This window comes from Mesorhizobium sp. M0968, assembly GCF_040319065.1.
GTDB lineage: Bacteria > Pseudomonadota > Alphaproteobacteria > Rhizobiales > Rhizobiaceae > Mesorhizobium.
Window position 1 is genome coordinate 504,948 of sequence record NZ_JAMYNL010000002.1, and the last position, 13,335, is coordinate 518,282.

At 62.2% G+C, this 13,335-nt stretch carries 12 protein-coding genes and 1 other RNA gene; 2 read left to right on the top strand and 11 right to left on the bottom strand.

All coding sequences use genetic code 11. The features are described 5' to 3' along the window. Nucleotides 1-12: 12 nt before the first annotated feature. Genes NKH67_RS05250 through mraZ form a run of 4 tightly spaced genes read right to left on the bottom strand, consistent with a single transcriptional unit; the run spans nucleotide 13 to nucleotide 3,623 of the window. Nucleotides 13-1,740 (bottom strand): peptidoglycan D,D-transpeptidase FtsI family protein, encoded by a 1,728-nt coding sequence (locus tag NKH67_RS05250; protein WP_352471555.1) that lies wholly within the window; start codon nucleotides 1,738-1,740, stop codon nucleotides 13-15. Between the two features lie 14 nt (nucleotides 1,741-1,754). Beyond that, nucleotides 1,755-2,132: a cell division protein FtsL gene (ftsL, locus tag NKH67_RS05255; RefSeq protein WP_352501064.1), complete on the bottom strand. Its 378-nt coding sequence runs from the start codon at nucleotides 2,130-2,132 to the stop codon at nucleotides 1,755-1,757. 4 nt (nucleotides 2,133-2,136) lie between these two features. Continuing rightward, nucleotides 2,137-3,168, bottom strand: coding sequence for a 16S rRNA (cytosine(1402)-N(4))-methyltransferase RsmH (gene rsmH / locus NKH67_RS05260; RefSeq protein WP_352501065.1), 1,032 nt, complete (start codon nucleotides 3,166-3,168; stop codon nucleotides 2,137-2,139). Then, on the bottom strand, nucleotides 3,165-3,623 hold the full coding sequence (gene mraZ / locus NKH67_RS05265) for a division/cell wall cluster transcriptional repressor MraZ (RefSeq protein ID WP_352456172.1): 459 nt from the start codon (nucleotides 3,621-3,623) through the stop codon (nucleotides 3,165-3,167). The genes rsmH and mraZ overlap by 4 nt, the downstream gene beginning before the upstream one ends. A 405-nt stretch (nucleotides 3,624-4,028) precedes the next feature. On the opposite strand from mraZ, the gene NKH67_RS05270 reads away from it, so the two are divergent. Beyond that, nucleotides 4,029-5,144, top strand: a complete 1,116-nt coding sequence (locus tag NKH67_RS05270; protein ID WP_352501066.1) for a cystathionine gamma-lyase — start codon at nucleotides 4,029-4,031, stop codon at nucleotides 5,142-5,144. 8 nt (nucleotides 5,145-5,152) lie between these two features. On the opposite strand, the gene NKH67_RS05275 is transcribed toward NKH67_RS05270, so the two are convergent. The 7 genes from NKH67_RS05275 to NKH67_RS05305 form a co-directional block, all read right to left on the bottom strand. Beyond that, complete coding sequence (locus NKH67_RS05275) at nucleotides 5,153-5,446, bottom strand: type II toxin-antitoxin system RelE/ParE family toxin (protein ID WP_352501067.1); 294 nt, start codon at nucleotides 5,444-5,446, stop codon at nucleotides 5,153-5,155. Continuing rightward, nucleotides 5,443-5,727 carry a type II toxin-antitoxin system ParD family antitoxin gene (locus NKH67_RS05280; protein WP_352501068.1) on the bottom strand — a complete coding sequence of 95 codons (285 nt, stop codon included), beginning with the start codon at nucleotides 5,725-5,727 and terminating at the stop codon, nucleotides 5,443-5,445. Before NKH67_RS05280 ends, NKH67_RS05275 begins: the two co-directional genes overlap by 4 nt. Nucleotides 5,728-5,880: 153 nt before the next feature. Then, an RNA gene (gene rnpB, locus NKH67_RS05285) (RNase P RNA component class A) lies at nucleotides 5,881-6,279 on the bottom strand. Nucleotides 6,280-6,338: 59 nt separating this feature from the next. After that, the gene (locus tag NKH67_RS05290) at nucleotides 6,339-7,100 is read right to left on the bottom strand and encodes a lytic transglycosylase domain-containing protein (RefSeq protein WP_352501069.1); all 762 of its coding nucleotides are present in this window, start codon (nucleotides 7,098-7,100) and stop codon (nucleotides 6,339-6,341) included. A gap of 185 nt (nucleotides 7,101-7,285) precedes the next feature. Beyond that, a complete protein-coding gene (locus NKH67_RS05295; protein WP_352471548.1) occupies nucleotides 7,286-8,053 on the bottom strand; it encodes an N-acetylmuramoyl-L-alanine amidase in 768 nt (255 codons plus the stop codon). Beyond that, on the bottom strand, nucleotides 8,050-8,769 hold the full coding sequence (locus tag NKH67_RS05300) for a TerB family tellurite resistance protein (protein ID WP_352471547.1): 720 nt from the start codon (nucleotides 8,767-8,769) through the stop codon (nucleotides 8,050-8,052). Before NKH67_RS05300 ends, NKH67_RS05295 begins: the two co-directional genes overlap by 4 nt. A gap of 197 nt (nucleotides 8,770-8,966) precedes the next feature. Further along, nucleotides 8,967-9,173 carry a hypothetical protein gene (locus NKH67_RS05305; RefSeq protein ID WP_023676780.1) on the bottom strand — a complete coding sequence of 69 codons (207 nt, stop codon included), beginning with the start codon at nucleotides 9,171-9,173 and terminating at the stop codon, nucleotides 8,967-8,969. 182 nt (nucleotides 9,174-9,355) lie between these two features. Between NKH67_RS05305 and NKH67_RS05310 the strand changes: the two genes are divergently transcribed. After that, nucleotides 9,356-13,255, top strand: coding sequence for a hydantoinase B/oxoprolinase family protein (locus NKH67_RS05310; protein WP_352501070.1), 3,900 nt, complete (start codon nucleotides 9,356-9,358; stop codon nucleotides 13,253-13,255). Nucleotides 13,256-13,335 lie beyond the last annotated feature (80 nt).

Genomic DNA, 13,335 nt, shown 5'->3' on the forward strand with positions numbered 1-13,335 from the left:
GCGCCCCAAGAATCACTGATAGGAAACCAGCGTTGCACCATTTTCATGGCTGAAATCTGGCTTCACGCCAAGCATGGAAGCCGCACGTCGGATGATGTTTGCAGCCATGATGCCCGCGTTCGAGGCGGCCGTACCACCCATGCCGGGCTTTTCCGGCTTCGGTTCGTCGGCGATCGTAAGCACTATGTATTGCGGATCGTCCATCGGAAAAGCCGCAACGAAGGCATTGAAATTCTTTTCCTTCGAGTAACGGCCGTTGACAACCTTCTCCGCCGTTCCCGTCTTGCCGCCCACCCGGTATCCTGGCACCCGTGCATTGCGGCCGGATCCCTTTTCGGCATTGAGGGCATAGAGATAGCGCATGCCCTCGACCGTCTTGTCGCTGACCACTTTCTTGGCCACCGCCATCGCCTGCTCCTGCGTGCGCGGCAGGAAGGTCGGGTCCATCAGATAGCCGCCATTCATCAGCGCGGCGCAGCCGACCGCTGTCTGCAGCGGCGTCGTCGACACACCGTGGCCGAAGGCGATGGTGATCGAATTGACCTGCTTCCAGACCTTGGGCTCGGTCGGCCGAGCCACTTCCGGCAGTTCGGTCTGCATCTTCTCGAGGATTCCCAGGCGATGCAGGAATTCGCGGTGTCCGTCGATGCCAACCGCTTCGGCTTCCTTGGCAGAGCCGATATTGGAGGAGTAGATGAACACTTCCGGCACCGACAGTACCCGGCCCTTGCCATGGAAATCATGGATGGTTTGATGGCCGATCCTGATCGGGCGCGACGCGTCGAAGCGGCTTTGCAGCGTTATCTTGCCGGAATCGAGCGCCATAGCGGTGGTGAAGCTCTTGAAGGTCGACCCCATTTCATAGAGGCCGGCCGACATACGGTTGAGCCTGTCCTTGTCCTGCGCGTTATAGGGGTTGTTCGGATCGAAATCCGGAACCGACGCCATCGCCAGCACCTCGCCGGTCTTGACGTTGAGCACGACGGCGCCCGCCGCGATCGCGTGGTACTTTTCCATACCGGTGGCGACCTCATCGCGCACGATATGCTGGACGCGCAGGTCGATCGAGAGCTGCACCGGCTTCAAATCCTTGGCCACCGCCAGACCCGACGCCTGAAGGTCGCTCAAGCCTTGTTCGTCGATGTATTTCTCCATGCCGGAGATGCCCTGATTGTCGATGTTGGTGAGGCCGACAATGTAGGACGAGGTTTCGCCGGCCGGATAGAACCGGCGCTTTTCGGTGCGAAAGCCGAATCCGGGGATGCCGAGTTGCATGATGTCGGCCTGCTGCTTCGGCGTCAGTTGCCGCTGCAGCCAGACGAACCCGGCGCCGCTCTTCAGCTTGTTGTATGTCTGCTCGTAGTCGATCTCGGGAAGCACCGTCGACAGCTTTTCGATCGCCTCGTCGGCATCGACGATGCGGCGCGGTTCGGCAAACAGCGACGCGGTCTTGATGTCGGTCGCCAGCACTTCGCCGTTACGGTCGACGATGTCGGGTCGCGATGCCGTCACCCGGCTCTGCGGGCCGCCCGACAGGTCGGGATTCTGGAAACCCAGATAGACCAGCCGCCCGGCAATGGTCGAATAGATGCCGAAGAACACTGCCATCGTCATGACGATGCGGGTCCTGCCCTTGCCACCGGTCGCCTTGCGGGCACCTTCGACCACGATTGATCCGCCTGCACCGGGCTTCGAACCGCGCTTCAGCAGCCTGCCAATCTTTGGAAATCTGGCAGCCATTGGAAATCCGGTGATCATTGGACGACGCCTCCGGTCACCACGGGATCCTTGCCGCCGATATCGGCCATGCCGCCCAGCCGCTGCGATGAAAGGTCCTCGATATTGACGGGTTTCGCCGGCAGATCGTCCAGCCCGACGATCTGCCGCGCATTGACCGGCTCGAGTCCGAGTTGCGATTTGTAGATTTCGGTGAGCTTCTGCAGGCGCGACGGCTGGGTAAGCAGGCTCCAGTCCGCCTTGAGCAGGTCGATCGTGTCCTCCTCATAACGGATCTGCGCCTGGATCTTGTGCACTGCCGCCAGTTGCTCCTCGGCCTCGCGCTTGGTCTTGTAGGTCAGGGCGGCCGCCGAAACCATCACGGCGATCAGGACTATGTCGCTGGTACGAAACACGTGCTCACCTCTCTCCCGGTCGATCGGCGCCGGGAAGCTTTGGGCCAGGCAGTTTTGGCAGGCCGAAAATCGAAAAATCGCCGGCGCGCGCCGGCGCCTCTGTACGGATCGCAGCGCGCAGCCTTGCCGAGCGCGCCCGCGGATTTGCCGTTATCTCGGCATCGCCAGGCGTTACGCCGCCGCCCTTCTTGGTGAAGGTGGCGGTGCGCGCCTGCGCCTCGGGCAGGTGCCGCGATCCGGTCGCTGAATCGGCTCTGTCGGCGATGAAGCGCTTGACGATGCGGTCCTCCAGGGAATGGAAGGTCACCACGACAAGCCGCCCGCCCGGTTTCAGCACGCGCTCTGCGGCAAACAGTGCCTTGGCCAGTTCACCGAGTTCGTCATTGACGAAGATGCGCAGCGCCTGGAAAACGCGGGTGGCCGGATGGATCTTGTCCTTTGGCGCGCGACCGATATGCGTCTCGATGGCATCGGCAAGATCGAGCGTGCGCTGGAAGGGGCGTTTTTCGCGACGGCTCTCGATCATGCGGGCGATGCGCCCGGCATGGCGTTCCTCGCCGAGAAAACCGAAGATGCGGGCAAGATCGCCCACCTTGAAGGTGTTCACGACGTCGGCGGCGCTCAGGCCCGCCTGCGCCATGCGCATGTCGAGCGGCCCATCGGCCCGGAACGAAAAGCCGCGCTCCGGCTGGTCGATCTGCATGGAGGAGATGCCGATGTCGAGCACGACGCCATCGGCACTTTCAACCTGTTCGTCGAGCGTCGAGAACGGTGCCTGGACAAGCCTGAGCTTGCCGCCGGACTGCTGTTCAAGGGCCCGCCCCGCCGCGATCGCATCCGGATCGCGGTCGATGGCGACGACCGAGGCTCCGCTTGCCAGAATGGCCTTCGTGTAGCCGCCGGCACCGAACGTGCCGTCGACGATCACCTCGCCTTTTGTCGGCGCCAGCGCCTCCAGAACTTCGGCAAGGAGGACCGGAATGTGACGGGCTGGTCCGCCAACGGCATGAACTTCATCGCCGTCGCCCGCCATCATTCCGGCCGCTCCTCGGGCTTCGTCCCCTGCCGAAGCTGCAAAAGCCGGGCGCGTGCTTCCGTCCCATAGGCGCTGAGCCGTCCCGGCTCCCAGATCTGAAAGAAATTGCCGCGGCCAACGAAGGCCACTTCCGCTGAAATGCCGGTATGCTCGCGAATGAAATCGCTCATCGTGATACGGCCGTCCTGGTCGAGCTTCAGAAACGTTCCATCGCCATGGCAGAAGAACGACATGTCGTCCGCCGTCTGCAGGAACGGGTCTTCCTGGGCGATGCGCTGCTCGTAGCGATCGAGCAGGTCGAGCCCACCGACATCCATCGCCGGGCGATCCAGGCAGCGTAGCGCATAAAGTTCCGAATAGCCGCGTTTCTGCACAACGGCACGGAAATGCGCCGGCACGGACACCCGTCCCTTCGCATCGATCCTGTTCACCGCGTTCGACAGAAACCGGTCCATTACGCGTTACGGCCGCTTGCGCCGCCGCACCCCTCTGCATCTTCCTGTCCGCGCCGCCCCAGCCCGGTCGGCGTCCAAAACCCACTTCGTTATAACGGGCGAACGCAGGCAAACGCGCAGCCGCCGCGGCTGCCCGATTGGCGTACGCTTCACCCTGACACGAAACGAAGGCTTGAGTATCGGAATGGGATATCATGGGGTGTTATGGGCGTCAACGGGAACAGTCTTCAAAACGCGCCTGCCACGACTGGGGAGAGCAGCTTTGACGGCACTCCCGTCTTTATCGTCTATTAAGCCTAACGAAGCGTTTAGAGCCGTGTGGCCCAACCGGAGCCGGCTTGCTGCGGATCGCTGCCGCGCATAGCCTCGGCATGTCCTTTTCCGGTCAGTAACGAGGTTGAAACCATGTCCGAAACAGCCAAGTCACGCGCCGCGGCACTTCCCCATCTGCGCCGCGGCGGGCTGGCCAAGGGCGACCCGATCCCCTTGCCCCTGACCATGGCCGCCATCTTTCATGCGCCCGGCGACGCCACCGGCTATGATCAATATGGCCGCTTCAGCAATCCAACCTGGGATGCGGTCGAGCACATGCTGGCGCATCTGGAAGACGCCCCATGCGTCGCCTTTCCCTCGGGGATGGCTGCCATCTCGGCAGTATTTTTCGGCCTGCTCAAAGCCGGCGACCGTATCCTGCTGCCGTCCGACGGTTATCACACGACGAGAGCGCTGGCAGAGCGCTTCCTGAAGTCCTTCGGCGTCGCTTATGATGTCCGGCCAACATCGAGCTTCCTCGACGGCGGCTTCGATGGGTATCGGCTTGCGTTCGTCGAAACGCCCGCCAACCCGGGACTGGACATATGCGACATCGCAGCCGTCGCCGAAGCCGTGCACAAAGCGGGTGCGGGGCTTGTGGTCGACAACACGACGATGACGCCTTTCGGCCAGCGCCCGCTCGATCTCGGCGCAGACATCGTCATTGCCGCCGACACCAAGGCACCAAACGGCCATTCCGATGTGCTGTTCGGCCATGTCGCCAGCCGCGACGCGGACATTATCTCGAGGGTGACCGACTGGCGCGAGACGTCGGGCGCTATCCCCGGGCCGTTCGAGGCATGGCTGGTGCATCGCGGCCTCGAAACGCTGGACGTGCGCTTCGACCGCATGTGCGCTTCCGCCGAAATGATAGCGCGACGGCTGAAAAACCATCGCGCGATCAGCGGCTTGCGCTTTCCGGGACTGGAGAGTGACCCATCGCACAATCTTGCCCGCGCCCAGATGGAGCGCTTCGGATTTCTCATCTCGTTCGTGCTCGCCTCGGAGGACAAGGCCGAGGATTTCATCAACAACTGCGCCTTGATGCAGGCAGCGACGTCGTTCGGCGGCGTACACACCTCGGCCGAACGGCGATCAAAAAGGGGAGATGCCGTTCCGCCCGGCTTCGTTCGCCTGTCGGTCGGCTGCGAGCCGGTGGAAGAGCTTTGGCAGGCGATCGAGGCGTCGCTAGACGCAATCGGTGGCTGAATCGGCAATCACGAATTCAGATCGTCGGCATCAATCTTGCGCCGGCCGTGCAGCACGCGAACGATTTCGATCGCCTCTTCACTGACGCGGTACAGGGTGAGGTATTCGCCGACGATCAGGTGACGGATTCCGGTTGCGATGTCTTCGCGCGGCGCACCTGAGAAGGGGTGCAGGGTCAGCAAATCCCACCGCCTTTGCAAGAGATCCACGAGCCGAACCGCCGCATTTGGATTCTGTTCGGCAATGTAGTCGCCGATGGCTTCGAGGTCGATCAATGCCTGAGGAAGCAGGCGGTATTTCACTCCTCAAGGCCTTTGGTTCCGGCCATTTTCAGATATTTGGCGCGCAGCCGTTCCATGATTGGCGGCCCGTCCAGCCCCGGCCCGCTGTCGATCCCTTCCTGCACCAGCTTGCGCAATTCCTCGACCGTGTAGCCGAGCAGGTCGCGCCGGTCCTTCCATTGCCGCAGCGCGTCGCGGATCACCTCGCTCGCCGAGGCATATTCGCCGGCGGCGACCACGTCGTCGACCACCGCCGCCAATTCCGGCGACAGCGTGATGCTGCGTTTATCGACCTGTCCCATGACGCGCTCCTGAATACCGTCATCCAAATGGTACGATTTAATCGCACCATTTTCAAGGAATGCCGCGCTTAATTGCGGGTCGAAAACTGAACCAACGGCTGCGCCCGAAGACGCAACCTGCTGATATCAGGAGATTTCCTTTTATCGGGGAAAACTGCCAGCTGGCCTGTAAGCCGGGTTCTGTATGGCCCTCGCCGCTTACACGGCGAGAACGTGGCGGCCATTCATCTTGGGCGCATGTTGCCATACGCCTCACGCAACCTACCCGGACGGTGAGCCGGAAACAGCCCTCGAGGGTTTCCCCTCGCACCGCCCCTATTCGGTCTTGCTCCCGGTGGGGTTTACCGTGCCGCTCCTGTTGCCAGTCGCGCGGTGGGCTCTTACCCCACCCTTTCACCCTTGCCACGATTGGATCGTGGCGGTTTGCTTTCTGTGGCACTTTCCCTGGGGTCGCCCCCGCCGGCCATTAACCGGCACCGTGTCTCCATGGAGCCCGGACTTTCCTCACCCGCAGCCTTTCGGCTTCGCGGGTGCGGCCGCCCGGCCAGCTGGCAAGGCGTATAAAGGGGTTCAGGCCCGAAAACGCAAACGAAAAAGCAAGTTGTCGCTTGTCAGGCGGGCGCTCCAAGTGCAGCCAGCTGGACCTTGACCTTGCCGCAATAGGCTGCGGACACCGGGTTCATCCGTGTGGCGGCATGGCCGGCATTGTATTTCAGGATCGTGCCGCAGGTCGTGCCGCCGCCGAGATCCCGCGCCATGGCGAGGTACTTCATGCCGTATTTGATGTTGGTATCTGGATCATAGAGGCCCTGAACCGAACCGCTATAGCCCATCATCCGCGCCGTCGCCGGCTTGATCTGCATCAGGCCGATCTCGCCGGCGCTGCCGACCTGGTTCGGTTGGTAGTTGCTTTCGATCTTGATGACGGCGTTGGCGAGCGACACCGGGACGCCATAGCTGGCGGCATAACGCGCAATGATCGCCGAATACTGTCCGCTGGCGCCGACTACCACCGCCTGAGGCGCTGGCCTGCTCTTCGGAGCGACTGACGCCGTTGCCATGTGGTCGATGCTTTTGCGGTTACGCTTCACATAGTGTTTTGAGATTGTCTTTCTTGCAGCGGTTGGCTTTTTCGCAGGGGCCGGCTTTTTCGTCCTTACCGCGGTTGCTTGTTCCACTTTTGCGGTGGCGGTCTTCTCTACTTTTACACCACGTTTTACACCACGGGTGGCTTTCGGCACGGCGGTTTTGCCGGCTGCGGCACTGAAGCCCTGATCGGCCCGCTGGCTCAGCGGTGCGCTGTTTGCCGCACTGAAGGCAAAAGTCATTACGCCGGCAGCAATGGCTGCCGTTAAAACGGTCAATTTCTGCATGTGATCCTGTTCTGTTTGATCTGCACAAAGAACTTCGCGCAGATACCCTCAATCAACATCGGAACATTTGGGGGGATAGACGTCCGACAATCTGTACGGATCGCCTTTGACGACGGAATTGGCGCCAAAGAAGGCGACGCAAGTCACTTTGAGTAACAGATTGTAATTTTTAAGCTGGCAAAAGATTATTTGAGAGAGGCTATCCTTACGGAAGCGAGCAGCCTTTCCAGCGTGCGGATCGTCGATCCATCAGCCATGCCATCGACCAGGCGCTGCCGGAAATGCCGCTGAAATGCCTCTACCACGATTTCGGTCTGCCGATCGAAGGCGCCGGTGATCTCGACGCCATAACCATAGAGCGCCAGCATCGACTGCAGCGCCTCTACCTCGGCGCCGGTATCGCCTGGCTTCAGCACGGCGCCGCGCCGGATCGGTGCTGCCGGCACAACATGGCCGATACCGACGGCAAACAAGGCCTTCCATGGAAATTTCTCGCCTGGATCGACCTTGCGCCCCGGTGCCACGTCGGAATGGGCAAGCACCCGCTGCGCCGGAATGGAATGGCGCTCGATGATGCCGGCGCACAGGCCGATCACCGCACCGATCTGCGGTTTTGCAAAGTTGCGATAGCCGAGCGTATGCCCCGGATTGACGATCTCGATGCCGATCGAACAGGAGTTGATGTCGCTCTGTCCGAACCACGAGCTCTTGCCGGCATGCCAGGCGCGGTCGCTTTCCCTTACCATCTGAACAATGCGGCCGTCCTCATGGACCAGGTAGTGCGACGAGACCTCGCTTGCCGGATCGCACAACCATGCCTCGGCACCGGCGCCGGTAGCCATGCCGGTGTAGTGCAGCACGATCATATCGGGTCCGAGCGTCCCGCGCCGTGGTCCGAAATTCGGCGATACCCTGACCTCGGCGCTCGGCTCATCGGGCGGAAAGCCGCTCATGCGTGCCGCAGGCCTCGCTCGATCATTTCATAGGCCGCGTTGATCGCCGCCAGCCTGGTCGTCGCGATCTTGATGAATTCCTGCGGCAGGCCGCGTGCGATCAGCCGGTCCGGATGATTGTCGGAGACCAGCTTGCGGTAGCGCCTGCGGACCTCCTCGAACGGCTTCCCGCGCTCGATGCCGAGCACAACATAGGGATCGGCGGCACCCAGATCGACATGCCGGGCCAGGATGCTCTGGTAATGCGCCTCATCGATGCGGAATATCTCGGCGATGCGATGCAGGAATTCGCCCTCGCGCTCATGCACCAGCCCGTCGGCCTTGGCGATGTGGAACAGCCCGTCGAGTATATCCTCGAGCATCAGGCAGTTCGAATGGCCCGAACCGCAAAGCTGCGCCATCCGCTCGGCATAGGTCTCGAAACCGGCAATGTCGCGTTTGGCCAAATCGTAGAGCCGCGCCACATTGCGCCTCTGTTCCTTCGGCACCTCGAATATTTCCTGGAAGGCGCGCACCTCGTCTTGCGTGACGATGCCGTCTGCCTTGGCCATCTTGGCCGACAGGGCGATCATCGCCACCGAGAAGGCGACGCGCCGGCGCAGATCGGCATCGCCGGAGAAAACCGTGCGCACGGCCTCGACCACTTCGGCGACGCCTGACGACGCTGAAGATGAAACGCGTGTGACGAAGTCGCCAAGGCGGTCCCAAATCGACATGGGGGCTTCATAGGACCAACCACCCATCGCTATCAAGCCAAGACAGTGCCGCAGGGGCTGGCCCAATCGATTTGGCGCAATGCCTGAGGCGGCTGGCGCCAGCGCTCACGTCGTCGCACTCGACCGCCAGGCGCTGGTATCGTAAGCAGCAGAAAGGCCGGCCTGTGAGGCCAGCCTTTCCTTGGTTGTCACATTGACTACTGAGCCGGAGCAGCCGGCGCAGGCGCCGGAGCCGGAGCCGGCTCGGCAGGCTTGTTGGCGTCAGGAGCAGCCGGCTTCATCGTCTGGTCGGATGCCGGCGGGTTGGTGCTCTGCGTCGTGGTGTTGTCGGTGCCGCTGTTGCTGCAGGCGGCAAGGCCAAGCAACGCAAGCGCCGACACCGACGCAAGAATGAGTTTCTTCATGATATCTCTCCTCTAATCACGCCTCCGTTACCGGCGGCGGTCGAGGACACAATGCGTAAGCTGCGCATGAGTTTCGTAACGTTGCATTTCTGCCTGTAACATATTCCAATCATTTGACGATTGCCGGTTAGGGCCTCGCAAGCTAACAGATCGAACAGGGAAAAATCCCGGGAGCCGCCGCAGTGACTGCAAAATGGGATTTCTGGATCGACCGTGGCGGCACCTTCACCGATGTCATCGGCCGTGACCCGCAAGGCGGGCTGCATCCAAGGAAACTCCTTTCGGAAAATCCCGAAGCCTATGCCGACGCTGCCATCCAGGGCATTCGCGATTTGCTCGGCGTCCAACCCGGCGCTCCAATCCCCTCCGCTCTGATCGGCGATGTCAAGATGGGCACCACGGTTGCCACCAATGCGCTTCTCGAGCGCAAGGGCGACCGTGTGCTGCTGCTCATCACCAAAGGCTTCCGCGATGCGCTGAGGATTGCCTATCAGGCCAGGCCCGATATCTTTGCCAAGCAGATCATCCTTCCCGAACAGCTCTATGAGCGTGTCGTCGAGATCGACGAAAGGGTTCGCGCCGACGGCAGTGTCGAGCGCCTGCTCGACATTGCTTCGGTACGCCCGGCTATTGAGCAAGCCAAGGCGGATGGCATCGATGCGGTCGCGATCGTCTTCATGCATGCCTGGAAACATCCCGAGCACGAAAAGGCGGTCGCCAAAGTCTGTCGAAAGCTCGGATTCTCGCAGGTCTCGGTCAGTCACGAGGTCTCGCCGCTGATCAAGCTGGTCGGCCGTGGCGACACCACGGTGGTCGACGCCTATCTGTCGCCGATCCTGGCTAGGTATGTGCAAAGGGTTGCCGGTGAGCTGGGCGTGGCTCCAATCTCCCCCCTCGTGGGGGAGATGTCGGCGAAGCCGACAGAGGGGGGCGCTGTCCCGCCAGCATCTCAGCATCTTAGTGACGCCAATCATGACACAAAGCACCCTACGGCGCCCCCCTCTGCCCTGCCGGGCATCTCCCCCACAAGGGGGGAGATCGGCCAATCTCCTCGCCTCATGTTCATGATGTCGTCGGGCGGCCTCACCGCCGCCGACATGTTCCAGGGCAAGGACGCGCTGTTGTCCGGCCCGGCCGGCGGCGTCGTCGGCATGGTTGAGACGGCAAAACTCGCCGGTTTCGGCAAAGTCATAGGCTTCGACATGGGCGGCACCTCCACCGATGTCGCCCATTACGATGGCGACTACGAGCGCGCCTTCGACACCGAGGTCGCCGGCGTGCGCATCCGCGCGCCGATGATGCGCATCCACACCGTCGCTGCAGGTGGCGGCTCGATCCTGCATTACGAGGCCGGCCGCTTTCGCGCCGGGCCGGATTCGGCCGGCGCCAACCCCGGCCCGGCCGCCTATAGGCGCGGCGGCCCGCTGGCCGTCACTGACGCCAATGTCATGCTGGGCAAACTGCAGCCCGAGTTCTTCCCGGCTATTTTTGGACCGGGCCAGGACGAACCGCTCGACGTCCAGACGGTTCGCGAAAAATTCACCGCACTTGCCGCCGAGATCGGCGACGGCCGCTTACCGGAAACCGTCGCCGAAGGGTTCATCACCATCGCCGTCGAAAACATGGCCAACGCCATCAAGAAGATTTCGGTGCAGCGCGGCTACGATGTCACCGAATACCTCCTGAACTGCTTCGGCGGCGCCGGCGGCCAGCACGCTTGCCTGGTCGCCGATGCGCTCGGCATGGAGGCGGTGCTGATCCATCCCTTCTCAGGGCTGCTCTCGGCATACGGCATCGGCCTATCCTCTGTATTTGCGTCACGCCAGCAGGCGCTGCTGAAGCCGCTGGCGGACAATTCCGGGCCAGCGATCGATGAACTCATCGCAACGCTGCGCAAAGCCGTCATCGACGAACTCGCCGCGCAAGGCATCAGCGAAGACGCGGTCGTCTCGAGACCGGTGCTGCAGATCCGCTACGACGCCACCGATACCGCGCTGCCTGTGAACTTCGGGCACGGCTCGATTGCGCAGGCCAAGGCGGACTTCGAACTGGCGCACAAGGCGCAGTTCGGTTTCGTCTACGACGACAAGCCGATGATCGTTGAGTCGATCGGCGTCGAAGGTACCGATACCGGCGGCACCGGCCGCGACGAAAGCGATTCAGTTGTTGAAGACATGGCCGCAAGTTCTTCCGGGAACCGGAAAATCTTTGTCGACGGCGTCTGGCGCGACGCCGGCATTTTCCCCCGCGAAACGCTGAAGCCTGGTAACAAGATCGCCGGCCCCGCTTTGATCATCGAGCCAAACCAGACCATTGTCGTCGAGCCGGGCTGGCAGGCCGAGATCACCGCCAAGGATCACGTGTTGATGCGGCGCGTCGAGAAGAAGCGCCGACACGCCGCACTCGGCACCGAAGCCGATCCGGTGATGCTGGAGGTCTTCAACAACCTGTTCATGTCGATCGCCGAGCAGATGGGCGTGACGCTGCAGAACACCGCCTATTCGGTCAATATCAAGGAGCGCCTCGACTTCTCCTGTGCCGTCTTCGACCGGAATGGCGCGCTGGTCGCCAACGCGCCGCATATGCCGGTGCATCTCGGCTCGATGGACCGCTCGGTGGAAACCATCATCCGGTTGAACTCCGGCGACATCCATCCCGGCGACGTCTTTGCGCTGAACGCACCTTACAATGGCGGCACCCATCTGCCTGATATCACAGTGGTGACGCCGGTGTTTTCCCTCCCCCTTAGGGGGAGGGTGGCCGCGAAGCGGCCGGGTGGGGTCCTCGCAGAAGGCACCACAAGTGCGTCGAGCACTGCCGCAACGACCCCCTCCGGCGGGTTCGCCGCCACCTCCCCCTCGACGGGGGAGGAGATCCTCTTCTACGTCGCCTCGCGTGGCCATCATGCCGACATCGGCGGCACCGCGCCCGGCTCGATGACGCCGCTTGCCACAACCGTCGACGAGGAAGGCGTGCTGTTTGACAATTTCCGCATCGTCGATCGCGGCCGGTTCCGCGAGAAGGACCTGGAGACGCTGCTCACCGACCACCCCTACCCGGCGCGCAATCCGCACCAGAACATCGCCGACCTCAAGGCGCAGATCGCCGCGAACGAAAAGGGCGTCGCCGAGCTGCGCAAGATGGTCGCCCATTTCGGCCTCGATGTGGTCGAAGCCTATATGGGCCATGTCCAGGACAATGCCGCCGAAAGCGTGCGCCGCGTTCTGGAGCGGCTGCCCGACAGTTCCGAATACGAATACCCGACCGACACCGGCCAAATGATCAAGGTGAAGATATCGGTCGACCGGCGGAAGCGCGAAGCGACCGTCGACTTCACCGGAACGTCGCCGGTGATGAAGAACAATTTCAATGCGCCAGAGCCGGTCGCCCGAGCCGCTGTGCTTTATGCCTTCCGCGTCATGGTCGAAGACAACATCCCGATGAATGCCGGATGTCTGCGGCCGATCAACATCATCATTCCCGACGGCTCGATGCTGAAACCCGCCTATCCCGCGGCAGTCGTCGCCGGTAATGTCGAGACCTCGCAACACGTCACCAACGCGCTATTCGGCGCCATGGGCGCGATGGCCAATGCGCAGGGCACGATGAACAATCTCACCTTCGGCAACAAGCAGTACCAGTATTACGAGACGATCTGCTCGGGCTCGCCGGCCGGCCGGATGAACGACGGCCGCGGTTTTGCCGGCACCTCCGGCGTCCACACCCATATGACCAATTCGCGCCTGACCGATCCGGAAGTGCTGGAACTGCGTTTCCCGGTATTGCTGGAGGATTTTCATATCCGCGAAGGCTCCGGCGGCGAAGGCAAATGGAATGCCGGCGACGGCACCAGGCGCACCATCCGCTTCCTCGAAAAAATGGAATGCGCGATCCTGTCCTCGCATCGCAACCGCCCGCCGCGGGGACTGGACGGAGGCGGCGATGGCGAGGCCGGTTCGACCAAGGTCCGCCGCAAGACCGGCGCGATCGAGACGCTGAAAGCGTGCGATCAGACCATCCTCGACGCTGGCGAGGCGGTCATCGTGACGACGCCGACCCCAGGTGGATTTGGCAAGGCCTGAACTCGCGTCAACAGGCTGTCACCGGCCTGTCATCACCCTGCGCTACCCGCTTGCGGCAACGCAAACGGGGAATCGCCTTG

Coding starts and splice junctions, on each gene's coding strand:
- NKH67_RS05250 (WP_352471555.1), bottom strand. CDS start 1,740: ATGGCTGCCAGATTTCCAAAGATTGGCAGGCTGCTGAAGCGCGGTTCG.
- NKH67_RS05290 (WP_352501069.1), bottom strand. CDS start 7,100: ATGCAGAAATTGACCGTTTTAACGGCAGCCATTGCTGCCGGCGTAATG.
- NKH67_RS05270 (WP_352501066.1), top strand. CDS start 4,029: ATGTCCGAAACAGCCAAGTCACGCGCCGCGGCACTTCCCCATCTGCGC.
- mraZ (WP_352456172.1), bottom strand. CDS start 3,623: ATGGACCGGTTTCTGTCGAACGCGGTGAACAGGATCGATGCGAAGGGA.
- NKH67_RS05280 (WP_352501068.1), bottom strand. CDS start 5,727: ATGGGACAGGTCGATAAACGCAGCATCACGCTGTCGCCGGAATTGGCG.
- rsmH (WP_352501065.1), bottom strand. CDS start 3,168: ATGATGGCGGGCGACGGCGATGAAGTTCATGCCGTTGGCGGACCAGCC.
- NKH67_RS05305 (WP_023676780.1), bottom strand. CDS start 9,173: ATGAAGAAACTCATTCTTGCGTCGGTGTCGGCGCTTGCGTTGCTTGGC.
- NKH67_RS05295 (WP_352471548.1), bottom strand. CDS start 8,053: ATGAGCGGCTTTCCGCCCGATGAGCCGAGCGCCGAGGTCAGGGTATCG.
- NKH67_RS05300 (WP_352471547.1), bottom strand. CDS start 8,769: ATGTCGATTTGGGACCGCCTTGGCGACTTCGTCACACGCGTTTCATCT.